The following is a 16,090-nucleotide window of genomic DNA, read 5'->3' on the forward strand; positions in this document are numbered from 1 at the left end:
CCGTGGGCCGCGCCGTCGCCCTGCCCTGCCCGGAACCGCCCGGCACCCCCGCACCAGAGACAAGGAACCGCCATGACCCGCTCCGCCCGCGCCCGCAGACTCCCCGCCGCCGTCCTCGCCGCCGCGCTCTCCACCACGCTCCTCGCCGCCTGCGGCAGCAACGGCGGCGACGGCGCCAAGCCCGCCGGGGACGCCGCCTCCGCGCCCGCCGCGGCCGGCTTCCCGCGCAGCGTCACGCACGCCGCCGGCACCGCGGAGATCAAGGCCCAGCCCAAGCGCGTCGTGGTCCTGGACAGCGGCGAGCTGGACGACGTCACGCTGCTCGGCATCACCCCGGTCGGCGCGGTCTCCCCGCACATGAAGACCGAGGGCGGCTTCCCGAGCTACCTCAAGGACAAGATCAAGGACACCAAGGACGTCGGCCCGATGAACGAGCCGAACCTTGAGCTGATCGCCTCCCTGAAGCCCGACCTGATCCTCTCCTCGAAGGTCCGGCACGCCAAGGTCTACGACAAGCTCAACGCCATCGCGCCGACCGTGCTCGCCGAGACCACCGGCTTCCCCTGGAAGGCGAACCTCGCCCTCTACGCCCAGGCGCTCGGCAAGGAGGCCGAGGCCAAGAAGGCGCTGACCGACTACGAGGCCCGCGCGGCCAAGCTCGGCGAGGCGATCAAGGCGAAGAACGACGGCCAGGAGCCGACCGCCTCGGTCGTCCGCTTCGTGGCCGGCCCGACCCGCCTGTACGCCAAGTCCTCCTACAGCGGCGTCGTGCTGAAGGACGTCGGCCTGGGCCGCCCGGCCTCCCAGGACGTGAACGAGAACATCGTCGAGGTCAGCGCCGAGCAGATCAGCCAGGCCGACGCCGACCTGGTCTTCGTCACCGTCGCCGACGACCCGACCAAGACCAAGCAGAGCGAGGTCCAGGGCACGCCGGTCTGGCAGGGCCTGAACGCCGTCAAGAACGGCAAGGTCTTCAACGTGCCGGACGAGACCTGGATGTCGGGCATCGGCGTCCAGGCCGCCGAGGCCATGCTCGGCGACATCGCCAAGGCCGCCGGCGTCGACGCGCCCAAGTAGCCCCACCCCCCGGAGGCGAGGGGGCGGGCACCCACCCCGCCCCGCCCCCTCGCCCCCTGCCCCTCGCACCCTCGTGGCCGGCCTCCCCGCCCGGCTCCCAGTCCCCTCGTCCCCAGTCACGGAGAGGCCCGACATGCGGCTCTACCTGCTCGCCCTCAACCCGACCGACTCGGTCACCCAGGGTTTCCTGCCGGCCGCCGCGCGGCTCGGGCTCGACGTCACGGTGCTCACCGACCACGCCGAGCCCCACCGCCGCGCCTACGCCGCGCTGGCGACCGCGCCGGAGGTGGTGGAGTGCGACGTCCGGGACTTCCGCGAGGTGATCGGGCTGATCTCCCGGCGGGACGCGCCCGACGCGGTGTTCAGCAACAGTGACCACCTGCAGACCCAGACCGCCCTGGCCGCCGAGTACTTCGGGCTGGCCGCGAAGGACTGGAAGGCGACCCTGCGGGCCAAGAACAAGGGCGAGCTGCGCCGTCACCTGGCCGCCGGCGGCCTGGACGCCGTCCGCTCCTTCGAGCTCGACCCCGGCCAGGACCCGACCGTGCTGAGGGAGTCCGCCATCCCGTTCCCGGTCGTGGTCAAGCCGCGCGAGGGCGTCGCCAGCGAGGACGTCTCGCTGGTCGCCGACGCCGAGGAGCTGGAGCGGCGCTGCACGGAGATCCAGCACCGGCGCCCCGGCGCGGCCCTGGTCGTCGAGGAGTTCCTGGACGGGCAGTTGTGCACCCTGGAGACGCTCGGCGACGCCAAACGGCGCCACGTCCTCGGCGGCTTCCGGACCAGGCTCTCCCCTCCCCCGGACTTCATCGAGGAGGTACTGGAGTTCGTCCCCGCCCACCCGCAGCCGGTGGTCGAGCAGATCCTCTCCCAGCTCGACGCCATCGGTGTCGGACTCGGCGCCTGCCACACCGAGTTCGTCCTGCAGCCGGACGGCCGGGCCCGGATCATCGAGGTCAACTACCGTGCCATCGGCGACCAGTGCGACCTGATGCTCGCCGAGATCCTCGACATCCCGCTGTTCGAGCACATCCTCGCCGCGCACCTCGGCCGTGAGCTGCCCGAGGACCTCGCCGAGCACTGCGCGGCCACCCCCCGACGGGCCCGCAACGAGGCGGTCTGCGCGGACCGGCCCGGCACGCTGACCGCCGCGCCCGGCCCCCACGACGAGCAGCGCGACGGCGTCCGGCTCGCCTACCGGCCCCTGCGCGAGCTCGGCGAGCGCCACGAGCACTACCGCACCAACCGGGACTACCTCGGCGTGATCTGGGCCGTCGGCACCGACCAGAGCGCCGTGGACGCCGCCGTCGCCCGCTTCGTCGCGGCCAACCGCTGGGAGATCACCCCGTGAGCACCGCCACCCGCTCCGACGCGCTGCCCGACACCCCGTCCGCTGCCGAGCAGTTGACCCTGCGGGTCCTCTCCGCACTGCTGCGCGAGGACGTCCTCGGGCTGCGCACCCGCAGCACCCCGCAGGACCGGGCCGACGGCCGGTGGCTGGTGCTGACGGACGCCGCGCTCGCCCTGCCCGTCGCCGCGGAGGGCTTCCAGAGCGAGTACGCGGCCCGGCTCCCGCTGCTGGAGCTGGACGGCGCCCCGCTGGTCGGCCTCGACGCCGTCCTGGCGGCCCTGACCGGCCTCGCCGAGGCCGAGGACCGGCCCGGCTGGGCGGCCTTCGCCGAGGAGTGCCGCCAGACCCTCGCCACCATGGAGCTGCACGAGCGCGCCCGGGCGGAGGTGCACACCGCCCTCACCGACCTGTACGGCGCGGACCCGGCCCACTGGAGCGGCCCCGCCGCCGCCCTGGGGCACGACGCCCTCGCCGCCCACCTCGACCACCCGGTCTATCCCACGGCGCGCGGCCGCTCCGGCCTCACCGAGCCCCAACTGCGCGCCTACGCGCCGGAGTTCCACCCCGCGTTCGAGCTGCGCTGGCTCGCCGTCCCGGCCGGCACCCTCACCGTGCACGGCGACCGGCCGCTGCCCAGCTGGTGGCCCACGCCGAGCTGGCTCGGCCTCGACCTGGCGGGCGGCGACGACGCCTGGACCACCCTGCCCGTGCACCCGCTCACCGTCGGCGAGCCGCTCGCCGAGGCGTTGCGCGCCACCGGCCTGGAGGGCCGCGCCGTCCTCGCCGACCAGCCGTACCTGACCGTCGTGCCCACCCTCTCGATGCGCACGGTGGCCGTCGCCGACGACCCCGCGCACCACCTCAAGCTCCCGCTCGCGACCGCCACCCTGGGCCGGCTCAATCGCCGCACCATCAAGCCCGGCACGCTGCTCGACGGCGCGGCCGGCCAGCGGCTGATCGAGGCCGTACTGGCCCGCGAGCCCCGCTTCGCCGACCGGATCCTGCACGCCGACGAGCAGAGCTGGGCGCACGCCGGCCACGAACTGCTCGCCGTCCTGCTGCGCCGCCACCCCGCCGACGCCGGTCTGGAGAGCGCCGTCACCGTCCCGCTGGCCGCCCTGCTGGCCACCGCCCCCGGCGGACGCCTGGTGATCGACCACCTCGCCGACCGCTTCCACGGCGGCGACCCGGTCGCCCTCTACGACGCCCTGCTGGAGCTGCTGCTCGACTGGCAGGCCACCCTCTTCGCCTACGGCGTCGCGCTGGAGTCCCACCAGCAGAACACCTCGCTGGTGTTCGACCGGGACGGCGGCCTGCGGCTGCTCTACAAGGACGACGACGGGCCGCGGGTCCACACCGGCCGGCTCGCCGCCACCCTGGGCGACAGCGCGCCCGACCGTACGGAGTTCGACGACGCCCGGATCTTCGGCGACGGCGACGGGCCGCTGACCGACCTCTTCACCACCATCACCGGCCACCTCTGCACCGGCGCGCTGGCGTTCGGCCTCGCCGCCCACGGCCGCGCCGAACTCGACGACCTACTGGCCCTGTTGCGCAAGCGGCTGGCCGAGGCCACCGACCGCATCGGGCCGGCCGGCGAGCCCCTGCGGGCGGCCCTGCTGGACGCCGAACGGCTGCCGGTCAAGGCGATGGTGACGGCCGGGACCCTGCTCACCAAGCAGCGTTCGGGCGCCGCCGACATCAACAAGCACTACACGGACGGGCCCAACTACCTCCGCACCGGCGCCCCGGGCACCGCCGGAGCCACCCGATGAGCGTCGACACCCTGCCGCAGCACCCCGGCAGCACCACCGTCCGCCCCCAGGGGCTCGGCCGGCGCCAGGTGCACGCGGTGGCCGCCTGCTACTTCGTCGCCTCCTTCGCCGCCCTCGGCCTGCCGCCGTACCTGACCGCCATCCTGCCCGCCCTCGGCGACCCGCAGGGCCGGTGGGCGGGCGTGCTCTACATCGTCCCGACCGTGTTCAGCGCCCTCGGCGCCCCGCTCTGGGGCCGGCTCGCCGACCGCTACGGCCGCAAGCGGCTGCTGCTCCGCGCCCAACTCGGGCTCACCGTCTCGTTCCTGCTCGCCGGCGCCGCCGACAGCCTGCCCGCGTTCACGCTCGCCCTCGTCCTCCAGGGCTTCCTCGGCGGCACCTTCGCCGCCACCAACGGCTACCTCGCGGCCGCGCTCGACGGTTCGAAGCTCTCCCTCGCCCTGACCCTGATGCAGGGCAGTGCCCGCGCCGCGCTGGTCGCCGCGCCGATCCTGGTCGGCGCGCTCTCCCCGTGGATCGACCCGCACCGGCAGTACCTGCTGATGGCCGTACTGCCGCTGACCGCCGCCGTGTTCCTCTCGCTCCTGCCGGAGCCGACCCGGCCCGCCGGGAGCGGCGACGAGGACGCCGGCACCGACCCGGACACCCGCGGCGGCGACGCGACGGCCCCCGCCGTCGGAGCCGCCCGGCCGGCCCCGATCGGCCTGCTCTACACCTTCGAGTTCGCCTTCGTCTTCGCCACCATCATCTCCTTCCCCTATCTGATATCCCTGGCGCAGGAGCGGCTCCCCGGCGTCTCCGGCACCACCACCGGCATCCTGTTCGCCCTGCCGCACCTGTGCTACCTGGCGTTCGCCGCCCGCACCCACGCCGCCTTCCTCACCCGCCCGCACACCGGCATCGCGCTGGGCTTCGGCTTCGTCGCCCTCGGCCTGGCCGGGCACGCCGTCGCCCACTCGCTGGCGGCGTTCGTCGCCGTCCGACTGCTGCTCGGCGCCGGGCTCACCCTCGGCCTGGTCTGTCTCTCGGTGCTGGCCGCCGAGGCCGCCCGGGGCCGGGCGCCGGGGCGGATGTTCGGCACCCTCGAATTCATCTCCAAGGGCGGCGCCGTGGCCGCCGGAGCCGTCGCCGCGCTGGCCAACGGCCGGTTCGGCGCCGCCGCCCCCGTGCTGGTCGGCACCGCCGCCGCACTGCTGGCCGCCGCCGCGGCCACCGCACTCGTCTTCCCGTCCCGCATGCGTTGGAGTAGTCGCCGATGACCCACGAACTGCCCACCCCCGACCACGCGGTGGTCCACACCCTGCTCAACTGCCTGCTGCGCGAGGTCTCCGGACCGGAGCACCAGACCGCCGTCACCGACGGCCGGCTGCTGCTGCGCCTGCCCCGCAGCGGCGTCCTGCTCCGGGTCGCCCTGCGCCGCACCTCGCTGCTCGGCGCGCACCGCTTCACCGGACCGGTGGAGGAGGAACGAGCCTCGGGCTGGGCGCCGTTGGCCTGGCAGGAGCTCGCCGGGCACGTCCAGGACGAGCTGGAGCTGCGCACCGGCACGGTGAACGAGGAGTTCCTGGACCAGCTCGCGTCCAGTCACGCGGGCGTGCGGGCCGGGCTGGAGGACCGGCCGGCCCCGGGCCCGGACCGCTACCTGGAGTCCGAGCAGGCCCTGCTGTTCGGCCACCGTTTCCACCCCGCGCCCAAGTCCCGCTCCGCCGAGCACGGCGACTGGCGCTCCTACGCCCCCGAGTCGCGCGCCGAATTCCGGCTGCGCCACCTCGCCGTGCGGCAGGAGCTGATCGCGCAGTCCTCGCTGGACGCCTCGGCGACGGCGCTGCTGGACGGCCTGGGCGAGGTCCCCGCCGGCTACCGGCTGCTGCCCGCCCACCCGTGGCAGTACGAGCTGCTCGCCGACCACCCGCTGCTGCGCGGCGCCCTGGAGCGCGGGGACATCCTGGACCTCGGGCCGGGCGGTGAGCCGTTCGCCGCGACCGCCTCGGTGCGCACGCTCTACGGCGCGGGCGCGTTCCTGAAGTTCAGCCTCAACGTGCGGATCACCAACTGCCTGCGCAAGAACGCCGCCTACGAGCTGACCGGCGCCGTCGCGCTGACCCGGCTGCTGGCCCCCGCGCTGGGCGACCTCGCCGAGCGCTACCCCGACGCCGCGATGCTGCGCGAGCCGGCCTTCCGCACGCTGGCCCTGCCGGGCGCGGACGGCCTCCCGGACCGGGCCCTGTTCGAGGGCTTCGGCCTGATCGTCCGCGAGGGCTTCGCCGGCGTGCTGCGACCCGGCGTCACCCCGCTGCTGGCCGCCGCCGTCGCCGACGAGCACCCGACCAGCTCCGCGCACATCTCGCGGCTGCTCGGGCCGGACGCCGGCGTCGAGGAGGCGCTCGACTGGTGGACGGACTACCTGCGGCTGCTCGTCCCCCCGGTGCTCGCCGCCTACTTCGACCACGGCGTGGTGCTGGAGCCGCACCTGCAGAACGTGCTGATCGGCGTCGACGACGCCGGGCGGCCCGCCCAGGTGCTCTTCCGCGATCTGGAGGGCACCAAGCTCGTCCCCGAACGGAACGCCGCACTGCTCGCCGCACTGCCGGCCGAGGTGGCCGGCCCGATGGCCTACGACGCCGAGCGCGGCTGGGACCGGGTGGTCTACTGCCTGCTGGTCAACCACGTCGCCGAACTGCTGGCCGCACTCGCCGACCGCCACCCGGAGGCGGAGGCCGCCCTGTGGGAGGCCGTCCGGGGCGCCCTGGAGGAGTACGCCGACGCGCACGGCCGCCCGCCCCGGCTGCGCGCCCTGCTGGCCGGGGTCCCGCTGCCCGCCAAGGCCAACCTGCTCACCCGCTGGGAGCGCCGGCCCGACCGCGAGGCGGGCTACGTCCGCCTGCCGTCCCCGCTCGCCGGCTGCGTCCTGGCCGAGGCCGAGGCGGCGCGGCTGCCCCTGGAGGCCACCCGCACGCCGGCCTGGAGCAGCCGGTGAGCACCGCCGTCCACCCGCGCGGCCCCGCCCGGGCACCCATCGCCCCCGTCCCCACCTGGAGTACCCGATGACCGACGCCGTCCGCCGGCACGTCGCCGCGCTCGCCCCGGAGGAGCTGCCCGCGTACGTCTACGACCTGGCGGCGCTGCGTGCGCACGCCACCGCGGTCCGGGCCGCCCTGCCGGCACGCGTCGAGCTGTACTACGCCGCCAAGGCGAACCCGGAGGCGCCCGTGCTGGCGGCGCTGCGCGCCTCGGTCGACGGCTACGAGGTCTCCAGCGGCGGCGAGCTGGCCCACGTCCGGCAGGCCGTTCCGGACGCCCCGCTGGCCTTCGGCGGGCCGGGCAAGACGCCCGCCGAGATCGCGGCCGCCCTCGACGCCGGCGTGCACCGCTGGCACGTCGAGAGCGAGCAGGAGCTGCACCGGCTCGCCGCCGCCCTGACCGAGCGCCCGGACGCCGGGGTCGACGTCCTGCTGCGGGTCAACCTGCCGGTGGGCGCGGGCGCCCTGGACGCGGTGGCGCTCGCGATGGGTGGCCGCCCGACCCCGTTCGGGCTGGACCCGGACCGCGCCGAGGCCTGCGCCCGCCTGCTGACCGACCCGCTCGGGCCGCTCGGTCCGCTGCTCCCGCGGCTGCGGCTGCGCGGCGTGCACGCCCACCTGGCGAGCGGCCTGGCGGCGGCGGAGCAGCTGGCCGTCGCCGGGCAGATCGTCGACTGGTCGGCCCGGACGGCGGACCGGCACGGGTTCGCCCTGACGGAGGTCAACGTGGGCGGCGGCATGGCCGTCGACTACGCCGACCCGGACGCGCGCTTCGACTGGACGGCCTTCGGCGAGGGCCTGGCGAAGCTGCTCGACCGCCACCCCGGGCTGACCCTGCGGATCGAGCCCGGCCGCGCGCTGACCGCCCACGCCGGCTGGTACGCCACCGAGGTGCTGGACGTGAAGCAGAGCCACGGCGAGGACTTCGCGGTCGTCCGCGGCGGCACCCACCACCTGCGCACACCGGCCACCCGGGGACACGACCAGCCGTTCGCCGTCCTGCCGGTCGACGCCTGGCCGCACCCGTGGCCGCGCCCGGCCGTCACCACCGGCCGCGCCACCCTGGCCGGCCAGCTCTGTACCCCGAAGGACGTCCTCGCGCACGCCGCCCCGGCGGCGCGGGGCCTGCGGACGGCGGACCGGGTGCTCTTCGCGATGGCCGGCGCGTACGCGTGGAACATCTCCCACCACGAGTTCCTCATGCACCCCCGCCCGGGCTTCCACTACCTGGACGAGGGCCGCGCGGCGGACCGGCGCACCGGCGGCTGACCGCGGCGCCGTCCGGGGCCCCGGCGGCGGTGGCGCCCCCGCCTGCCACCCGGACCGGCCAGCGCCGCCGGGGCCCCGGCGGCGGGCGCTCCAGGGGCTGGCGAACGTCCACACCGCACTGACGTGCGAAAGTGGTAGCCAGCGAAGGGAGCGCGCAACGTGCTGATGGACAGGGTGGCGGAGATTCTCGCCGAGACGTCGGCCGAGGTGGTGGAGCCGCGGTTCCGCGCCCTGGCCGCCGGCGAGGTGATGGAGAAGGCCCCCGGCGAGGTCGTGACCATCGCCGACCGCGAGGCCGAGGTGATCATCGCGCGGCGGCTGCGCGAGCTGCTGCCCGTCCCGGTGGTCGGCGAGGAGGCCGTCGCCGCCGCCCCGGAGCTCGCCCGGGCGCTGCACTCTGAGCCCGCCGCCTGGCTGGTCGACCCGGTCGACGGCACCTCGAACTTCATCGCCGGCCGCCCCGACTACGCCGTGATGGTCTCGCTGGTCCGCTCCGGCCAGACGGTCGCCTCCTGGATCTGGCAGCCGGCCACCGCCACCTGCTACACCGCCGAGCTGGGCTCCGGCGCCTGGCGCAACGGCCACCGCCTGACCCGGACCCCCGCGGCCGGCGCGCCCACCCGGTGGCGCGGCGCGCTGAAGAGCCGCTTCCTGGAGCCGGAGCTGCGCCGGACCCTGGAGGCGAACGCGGCGGCCGGCCTCGGCGAGATCACCCCCGGCCGCAACGCCGCCGGGGTCGAGTACCCGGACGTCGCCGAGGGCGCGCTGGACTTCATCCTCTACTGGCGCACCCTGCCCTGGGACCACGCGCCCGGCTCGCTGCTGGTCACCGAGGCCGGCGGGGTCTCCGCCCGACTCGACGGCACCCCCTACCGGCCGGAGGCCCCGGGCTGCCAGGACGGCCTGCTGGTCACCGCCGACCCGGAGAGCTGGGAGCGCACCCGCGCCGTCCTGCTCGGCCGCTGAACCCAGCCCGGCCGCTGAGGCCTGTCCGGCCGCCGAGCTCTGTCCCGCCGCCGAGTCCTGCCCCGCTGCCGAGCCCTGTCCGGCAGGCCCGGCCGGTGCGGCAGCCGGGCCCGGCCAACGGAGCACCGGGAGCCGCTCCGGCAGGCGCTTGATGCGCGCGGCGGCTAGCGGGCCGCGACTTCCCGCCCGGTCCGGACCACCCGGCCCAGCAGGGCGCCGACCTCGGCGGCGGTGGTGTGCGGATTGAGCAGCGTCAGCTTCAGCCGGACCCGGCCGGGGCCGTCGCCGGGCAGTTCGGTCCGGCCGACGACGGCACGACCGGTGCGCAGCAGCGTCCGGCGCAGCTCGCCGTTGATCCCGTCGACGGCGGCCCGGTCGGCGGCGTCCCGGTCCGGGTGGCCCGGCGGGCGGTAGCGGAACAGCACGGTGGTGAGGACCGGTTCGGCGTGCAGTTCCAGCTCGGGCTCCGCCCGGACGGCCTCGGCGGCGTCCAGCGCCAGCCGGTGGCAGGCGTCGACCAGGCGGCCGAGCCCGGCGCGGCCGAGGGTGCGCAGGGTGACGGCGATCTTGAACGCGTCGGCCCGCCGGGTGGTGCGCAACGAGCGGCCCAGCAGGCTGGGGTAGCCGGCCTGCTCGTCGTCGGCCGGGTTGAGGTACTCGGCGCGACGGGCGAGCGAGACGTAGGTCTCGGCGCGGCGGACCAGGAAGATCCCGGCGGCGGCGGGCTGCCAGCCGAGCTTGTGCCAGTCGAGCGAGACGGAGTCGGCGCGGGCGATGCCGTCGAGCAGCGGGGCGAGGCGGTCCGAGAGCAGCGCGCCGCCCCCGTACGCGGCGTCCACGTGCAGCCAGGCGCCGTAGCGGGCGGCGAGGTCGGCGGCGGTGTGCAGCGGGTCGATCGCGCCGGTGTCGGTGGTGCCGGCCGTGGCCACCACCGCGATCGGGGTCTGTCCGGCCCAGCTGACCTCGGCCAGGGCGCTCGCCAACCCGGCCGGGTCCATCCGCAGTTCGCGGTCGACGGGGACGGGCACGACGGCGCGTTCCCCGAGGCCGAGCAGCGCCGCGGCCCGCTGGACGGAGAAGTGCGCGGCACGGGAGGCGATGATCCGCGGCTCGGCGCCGGCCGGGATGCCGTCCAGCTCGACGATGCCGTCGAGCTTCTGGTCGCGGGCCAGCATCAGGCCCATCAGATTGGACTCGGTGCCACCGGAGGTGAGCACCCCGGCCGCACCGGCCGGGTCGTAACCGACCAGGGCGGCCAGTTCGGCGAGCAGCGCCGTCTCCAGCGCCGTCGCGGCGGGGGCCTGGTCCCAGGAGTCCTGCGAGGGGTTCAGGGCGCTGACGGCGAGGTCGGCGGCGGCCGCGACGGCCAGCGGCGGGCAGTGCAGGTGGGCGGCGCAGGCGGGGTCGGCGGGGTCGGCGGCGCCGTGGGCGAGCAGTTCGGTGAGCCGGGCGAGCGCCTGCGGGCCGTGGGCGTCGGCGAGCCCCGCGACGGCCAGGGCGGCGAGTTCGTCGGGCGAGCCGGCGGGCAGCGGCCCGGCCCGGCGGGCGGCTCCGGCGGCCAGCGCGTCCAGCACGTCGGCGAGCAGGGGAGCGAGCGCCGCCGGGCCGGCGGCGCCGCCGGCCAGTGCGTCCGGGGGGGCTGCCGGGGCGGGCCGGGGAACGGCGGCGAGCCGTGCGGCGGGCTCGTCGGCGGGGTGGCCGGGGCCGCCCGGGGTGGTCACCGTGCCTCCGCCGCGGCCGCCGCGATGGCGTCGGCGAGGCGGTCGAGCACGGCGGCGGCCTGCTCGTCGGTGATGGTGAGCGGCGGCAGCAGCCGCAGGACGGCGTCGTGCCGGCCGCCGAGTTCGACGATCAGGCCGCGGGCCAGGCAGGCCTCGCGGACCTTGACGGCGAGCGCGGGCGCGGCCGGGCGGGCCCCGCAGGCGTCCGGTTCGGCGGCCGGGTCGACGAGTTCGACACCCAGCATCAGTCCGCGGCCGCGCACGTCGCCGATCACCGGCAGTTCGCCGGCCAGTGCCCGCAGCCGCTCGACCATCCGGGCGCCGACCAGTTCGGCGCGCTCGGCCAGGCCGTTCGCGGTGACGTACCGCAGGGTGGCCGCGCCGGCCGCCATGGCGAGCGTGTTGCCGCGGAAGGTGCCGGTGTGCGCGCCGGGCCGCCAGCCGTCGTACTCCTCGCGGTAGACGACGACGGCGAGCGGCAGGCTGCCGCCGATCGCCTTGGAGAGCACCATGGCGTCCGGGACGATGCCGCTGTGCTCGACCGCCCACATCGCGCCGGTGCGGCCGACCCCGGTCTGCACCTCGTCGACGATCAGCGGGATGCCTCGCTCAGCGGTGATCCGGCGCATCGCGCGCAGCCAGCCGTCGGGGGCGGGGACGACGCCGCCCTCGCCCTGGACCGCCTCCAGGATCATCGCGGCGGGCCGGACCACGCCGCCCGAGGGGTCGTCCAGCAGCCGCTCGGCGTAGGTCTCGGCGAGCTCGGTGCCCGCCTCGCCCCCGACCCCGAACGGGCAGCGGTAACCGTACGGGTAGGGCAGCCGGACCACCTCGCCGCCGCCCGGCAGGGGTTCCTTGACGGCGACGTTGCCGGTCAGCGCGAGGGCCCCGGCCGTCATGCCGTGGTAGGCGCCGGTGAAGGCGAGGGCGCCGGAGCGGCCGGTGGCGGTCTGCATCAGCTTGAGCGCGGCCTCGACGGCGTCCGTCCCCGCGGGGCCGCAGAAGTGCACCCGGGCCTGCCGGCCGAACTCCTCGGGCAGGGTCTGGAACAGGGCGGTGGTGAAGTCGTCCTTCTCGGCGGTGGCGAGGTCCAGCAGGTGCAGTGGCGCGCCGTTGTCCAGGGTGCGACGGATCGCCTCCAGCACCACCGGGTGGTTGTGGCCGAGTGCGAGCGTGCCGGCGCCGGAGAGGCAGTCCAGGTAGCGGCGGCCGTCGGCGCCTTCGACCGTCATGCCGTTGGCGCGCACCGGGACGATCGGGAACGAGCGGGCATAGGTGCGCGCGGCGGACTCACGAACGCGCTGGCGGCGCAGGATGGCGTCGCCCGGGGCCTGGGCGGGGACGGCAGCGGACCCGGCGGCGGGGACGGCGGCGAGCGTCAAGGCGAACTCCCAAGAAATTAGGTAAGCCTAACTTTACTTCCCTGGCCTGGCCGGATACGCCCCGGGCGGCGAGAACCACCCGAGCGGGTGACGCGGGGCTCGCCTCCCCAACGAGCGGAGCGGCCACGGGTTACGGCCCGCGCGCTACCCTCGGCCCCATGTCGCCCTCCCCCGCCCCCTCACCCGGCGCTCCCGACGCCGAATACGCCGAGCACTCCGAGCACGCCGCCGAACTGGCCCGCACCCGCGCGTTCTTCGCCACCCGCGCCGCCGGCTGGGACGCCAGGTTCCCCGGCGACGGCCCCCGCTACGCCGCCGCGATCGCCGAACTCGGCCTGCACCCGGGCGACTCCGTCCTGGACGCCGGCTGCGGCACCGGCCGCGCACTCCCCCTGCTGCGCGCGGCGGTCGGCCCCGACGGCCGGGTGTTCGGCGCCGACATCACCCCCGAGATGCTGCACGAGGCCGACGCCCGTCACCCCGGCACCGCGTCCCTGCTGCTCGCCGACTGCGCCCGGCTCCCACTGCCCGACGCCACCCTGGACGCCGTCTTCGCCGCCGGCCTGATCTCCCACCTCCCCGGCCCCGCCCGGGCCCTGCGCGAACTCGCCCGCGCCACCCGCCCCGGCGGCGCGCTCGCCCTCTTCCACCCCGTCGGCCGAGCCGCCCTGGCCGCCCGCCACGGCCGCGAGCTCACCCCCGACGACCTGCGCGCCGAGCCCAACCTGCGCCCGCTGCTGGCCGCCAACGGGTGGCGACTGGACAGCTATTCGGACACGGACGACCAGTACCTCGCCCGGGCGACCCGGGTCGATCCGTAGGTGACACCACCGGTGGTCGCCTGACCACGTGTCCACGTCCGTCGCGACGGCGAGCGGGCGAGCGGGCGGGCTGGAGCCGGCGAGCCACCGGCAGGCCGACACCGGGGTCCGCCTCCTGCCCCGGAGCTCTGCTAGCGCCGGACGGGCGCCGGGCCCGGTCCCGCCCCCCCGCCGCCGCCCGTCCAGCGGTAGCAGAGCTCCGGGCGGCCCACGTTCCCGTACTGCGGCTCGCGGGCGGCCAGGCCGATGTCGACGAGGTGTTCGAGGTAGCGGCGGGCGGTGATCCGGGAGACCCCGGCGGCGGTGCCAGCGGCCCCCGCGGAGATCCCGGTGCGGGCCTCGCGCAGGACGGCGGCGACGGTGTCCAGGGTGGGGGCGCTGAGCCCCTTGGGGAGAGCGGAGCGCTCCGGGGTGCGCAGCAGCGCGAGCGCCTGGTCGACCTCGTCCTGGCCGGTGGCCTCGCCGGTGCGGCCCAGGGTGTCGCGGTAGCGGGCGTAGCGCTCCAGACGGTCGTGCAGGGCGGCGGCGCCGAACGGCTTCAGCAGGTACTGAACGACGCCCGCCGACACGGCCTGGCGGACCATCGCGAGGTCCCGGGCCGAGGTGACGGCGATGACGTCGGTGGTGTGGCCGGCTGCGCGCAGCGTGCCGCAGAGCTGAAGGCCGTGCCCGTCCGGCAGGTAGAGGTCGAGCAGGGTGAGGTCGACGGGCCGGCCGGCCGCCCGGGCGCGGTCCAGGAAGCGCAGCGCGTCGGCGCAGCTGTGCACCGTCCCGGCGGCGCGGAAGCCCGGTTCGCGCTGGACGTAGAGGGTGTGGGCGGCGGCGGCCACCGGGTCGTCCTCGACCACTAGGACGGAGATGTCGGGCCGGTCCGCGGCGGGCCGGTCGGCGGGGCGGTTCACGACACCACCGCCTCGGCCGCCTCGCGGCGCCGGGGCAGCCGGCTCAGCGGCAGCCGGACGGTGAGCACCGCGCCGCGGTCCCGGCCGACCTCGACCGTGCCGCCGTTGCGCCGGGCGGCCTGGGCGACCAGGGCGAGCCCGAGGCCGTGCCCCCGGCCGTCCTGCTTGGTGCTCCAGCCGCGCCGGAACACGTCCTCCACCGCGCCCGGGTCGATCCCGGCGCCGGTGTCGGCGACCCGCAGCAGCAGGTGGCCGCCGTCGACCCGGGCCGTGACGGTGACCTCGGGCTGGGCCGGGTGCTCGGCGGCGCCGGCGATCGCGGCGTCCACCGCGTTGTCGATCAGGTTGCCGAGGACGGTGATCAGGTCGCGGGCGGCGAGGCCGGGCGGCAGCACGCCGTCGTCGATCCGGCTGTCCTCGGTGAGCGCCAACTCCACGCCCCGTTCGGCCGCCTGGGCCGCCTTGCCGAGCAGCAGGGCGGCCAGCACCGGTTCGCCGACGGCCGCGACGACGCGGTCGGTGAGCTGCTGGGCGAGCGCGAGTTCGGCGGTGGCGAACTCCACCGCCTGCTCGTGGCGCCCGAGTTCGATCAGCGAGACGACGGCGTGCAGCCGGTTGGCGGCCTCGTGCGCCTGAGCGCCGAGCGCTTCGGTGAAGCTCTTCACGGAGTCCAACTCGCCGGTGAGGGACTGCAGCTCGGTGTGATCGCGGAGGGTGACGACGCGACCGAGGCCGGTGCCGATGGTGGAGGTGTTGAGCACCAGTACCCGCTCGGCGGTGAGGTGCACCTCGTCCCGGACCGGCTCGTCCCCCAGCACGGCGGCCACCAGGGCCTCCGGCAGTCCCAGCCCGTCGACCGGCCGCCGTTCCACCTCGCCCGCCAACGCCAGGAGTTCGCGGGCCGCGTCGTTGCAGAGCACCACCCGGTTCTTGCGGTCGAGCAGCACCAGGCCCTCGCGCACCGAGTGCAGGGTCGCCTGGTGGTACTCGTAGAGGTGGCTGAGCTCGGCCGGCCCCATGCCGTGGGTGTGCCGCCGCAGCCGGGAGTTGGCGAGGTAGGTGCCGAGCCCGCCGACGGCGAGCGCGGCCACGGCGACGCCGACCAGTGCGAGCAGCGGCCCGCGCAGCTGCGCCGAGATGGACTGCACCGTGATGCCCGCGCTGACCAGGGCGACCACCCGGTGCCGGTCGTCCAGGACCGGGGTGACCACCCGCACTGACGGCCCGAGCGTGCCGGTGTAGGTCTCGCTGCGGGTCTCCCCCGCGAGCGCCCAGTCGATGTGCCCGAGGAAGGTCCTGCCGATCTGCTCGGGCAGTGGGTGCGTCCAGCGCACCCCCGCGGTGTCCATCACCGTGATGAACGAGACCCCGGTGTCCACCCGGACCTGCTCGGCGTAGGGCTGGAGGACGGCGGTCGGGTCCGGTCCGGTGACGGCGGCCCGCACCGACGGCGAGTCGGCCACCGAGCGGGCGACGGCGGTGACCTGGCGGCGGGCGGCGTCCTCGGTGCGGTCGGCGGTGAACAGGTAGGCCAGCAAGGCGCCGCCGGCCACCACGGCGGCGACGATCACCACCTGGACGACGAAGAGCTGTCCGGCCAGGCTGCGCACCGGCCGGCGCGGCGAGGGTAGGGTGCGCGCGGACATGCCTGACAGTGTGCACCACCGCCGGGGTCCGGCGAGGGCCACGCCCGGTCCGGCCCACCCCGGTGCGGGGTGTGAACTCTATGAACGCAAACGTGACCTCCGTCACGGCCGCGGCCCATAGTCAGAGCGGCCCTCCACCCGGGGCCGCCAGGACTGCAGGGCG

General features: G+C 76.2%; 12 protein-coding genes. 8 read left to right on the plus strand and 4 right to left on the minus strand.

Going from position 1 to position 16,090, the window contains the following annotated elements:
* Positions 1–72 precede the first annotated feature (72 nt).
* The 7 genes from AB0J08_RS14220 to AB0J08_RS14250 all read left to right on the plus strand — a co-directional run bounded on the left by AB0J08_RS14220 (position 73) and on the right by AB0J08_RS14250 (position 9,455).
* Positions 73–1,077, plus strand: a complete 1,005-nt coding sequence (locus AB0J08_RS14220; RefSeq protein WP_360632211.1) for an iron-siderophore ABC transporter substrate-binding protein — start codon at positions 73–75, stop codon at positions 1,075–1,077.
* A 133-nt stretch (positions 1,078–1,210) separates the two neighbouring features.
* The gene (locus tag AB0J08_RS14225) at positions 1,211–2,425 is read left to right on the plus strand and encodes an ATP-grasp domain-containing protein (RefSeq protein WP_360632214.1); all 1,215 of its coding nucleotides are present in this window, start codon (positions 1,211–1,213) and stop codon (positions 2,423–2,425) included.
* Positions 2,422–4,200 (plus strand): IucA/IucC family protein, encoded by a 1,779-nt coding sequence (locus tag AB0J08_RS14230; protein WP_360632217.1) that lies wholly within the window; start codon positions 2,422–2,424, stop codon positions 4,198–4,200. Before AB0J08_RS14225 ends, AB0J08_RS14230 begins: the two co-directional genes overlap by 4 nt.
* Positions 4,197–5,459 carry an MFS transporter gene (locus AB0J08_RS14235; RefSeq protein WP_360632220.1) on the plus strand — a complete coding sequence of 421 codons (1,263 nt, stop codon included), beginning with the start codon at positions 4,197–4,199 and terminating at the stop codon, positions 5,457–5,459. Before AB0J08_RS14230 ends, AB0J08_RS14235 begins: the two co-directional genes overlap by 4 nt.
* On the plus strand, positions 5,456–7,177 hold the full coding sequence (locus AB0J08_RS14240) for an IucA/IucC family protein (protein ID WP_360632223.1): 1,722 nt from the start codon (positions 5,456–5,458) through the stop codon (positions 7,175–7,177). Before AB0J08_RS14235 ends, AB0J08_RS14240 begins: the two co-directional genes overlap by 4 nt.
* Positions 7,178–7,244: 67 nt before the next feature.
* Positions 7,245–8,489 (plus strand): type III PLP-dependent enzyme, encoded by a 1,245-nt coding sequence (locus AB0J08_RS14245; protein ID WP_360632226.1) that lies wholly within the window; start codon positions 7,245–7,247, stop codon positions 8,487–8,489.
* 165 nt (positions 8,490–8,654) lie between these two features.
* Positions 8,655–9,455 (plus strand): inositol monophosphatase, encoded by an 801-nt coding sequence (locus AB0J08_RS14250; RefSeq protein ID WP_360632406.1) that lies wholly within the window; start codon positions 8,655–8,657, stop codon positions 9,453–9,455.
* 164 nt (positions 9,456–9,619) lie between these two features.
* Here AB0J08_RS14250 and AB0J08_RS14255 read toward each other — a convergent pair whose 3' ends face one another.
* Together AB0J08_RS14255 and AB0J08_RS14260 are read right to left on the minus strand one after the other, a co-directional pair.
* Complete coding sequence (locus tag AB0J08_RS14255) at positions 9,620–11,176, minus strand: pyridoxal-dependent decarboxylase (RefSeq protein WP_360632229.1); 1,557 nt, start codon at positions 11,174–11,176, stop codon at positions 9,620–9,622.
* A complete protein-coding gene (locus tag AB0J08_RS14260) occupies positions 11,173–12,492 on the minus strand; it encodes a diaminobutyrate--2-oxoglutarate transaminase family protein (protein ID WP_360632409.1) in 1,320 nt (439 codons plus the stop codon). The genes AB0J08_RS14255 and AB0J08_RS14260 overlap by 4 nt, the downstream gene beginning before the upstream one ends.
* A gap of 224 nt (positions 12,493–12,716) precedes the next feature.
* Here AB0J08_RS14260 and AB0J08_RS14265 point away from each other — a divergent pair, with 224 nt between their 5' ends.
* A complete protein-coding gene (locus AB0J08_RS14265) occupies positions 12,717–13,379 on the plus strand; it encodes a methyltransferase domain-containing protein (protein ID WP_360632232.1) in 663 nt (220 codons plus the stop codon).
* Positions 13,380–13,510: 131 nt separating this feature from the next.
* Here the strand turns inward: AB0J08_RS14265 and AB0J08_RS14270 are convergent, their stop codons facing one another.
* Positions 13,511–14,281: a response regulator gene (locus tag AB0J08_RS14270; RefSeq protein ID WP_360632235.1), complete on the minus strand. Its 771-nt coding sequence runs from the start codon at positions 14,279–14,281 to the stop codon at positions 13,511–13,513.
* Positions 14,278–15,927, minus strand: coding sequence for a sensor histidine kinase (locus AB0J08_RS14275; RefSeq protein WP_360632238.1), 1,650 nt, complete (start codon positions 15,925–15,927; stop codon positions 14,278–14,280). Before AB0J08_RS14275 ends, AB0J08_RS14270 begins: the two co-directional genes overlap by 4 nt.
* Positions 15,928–16,090: the final 163 nt, after the last annotated feature.

This window comes from Kitasatospora sp. NPDC050463, assembly GCF_040655255.1.
In the GTDB taxonomy this organism is placed as follows: domain Bacteria; phylum Actinomycetota; class Actinomycetes; order Streptomycetales; family Streptomycetaceae; genus Kitasatospora.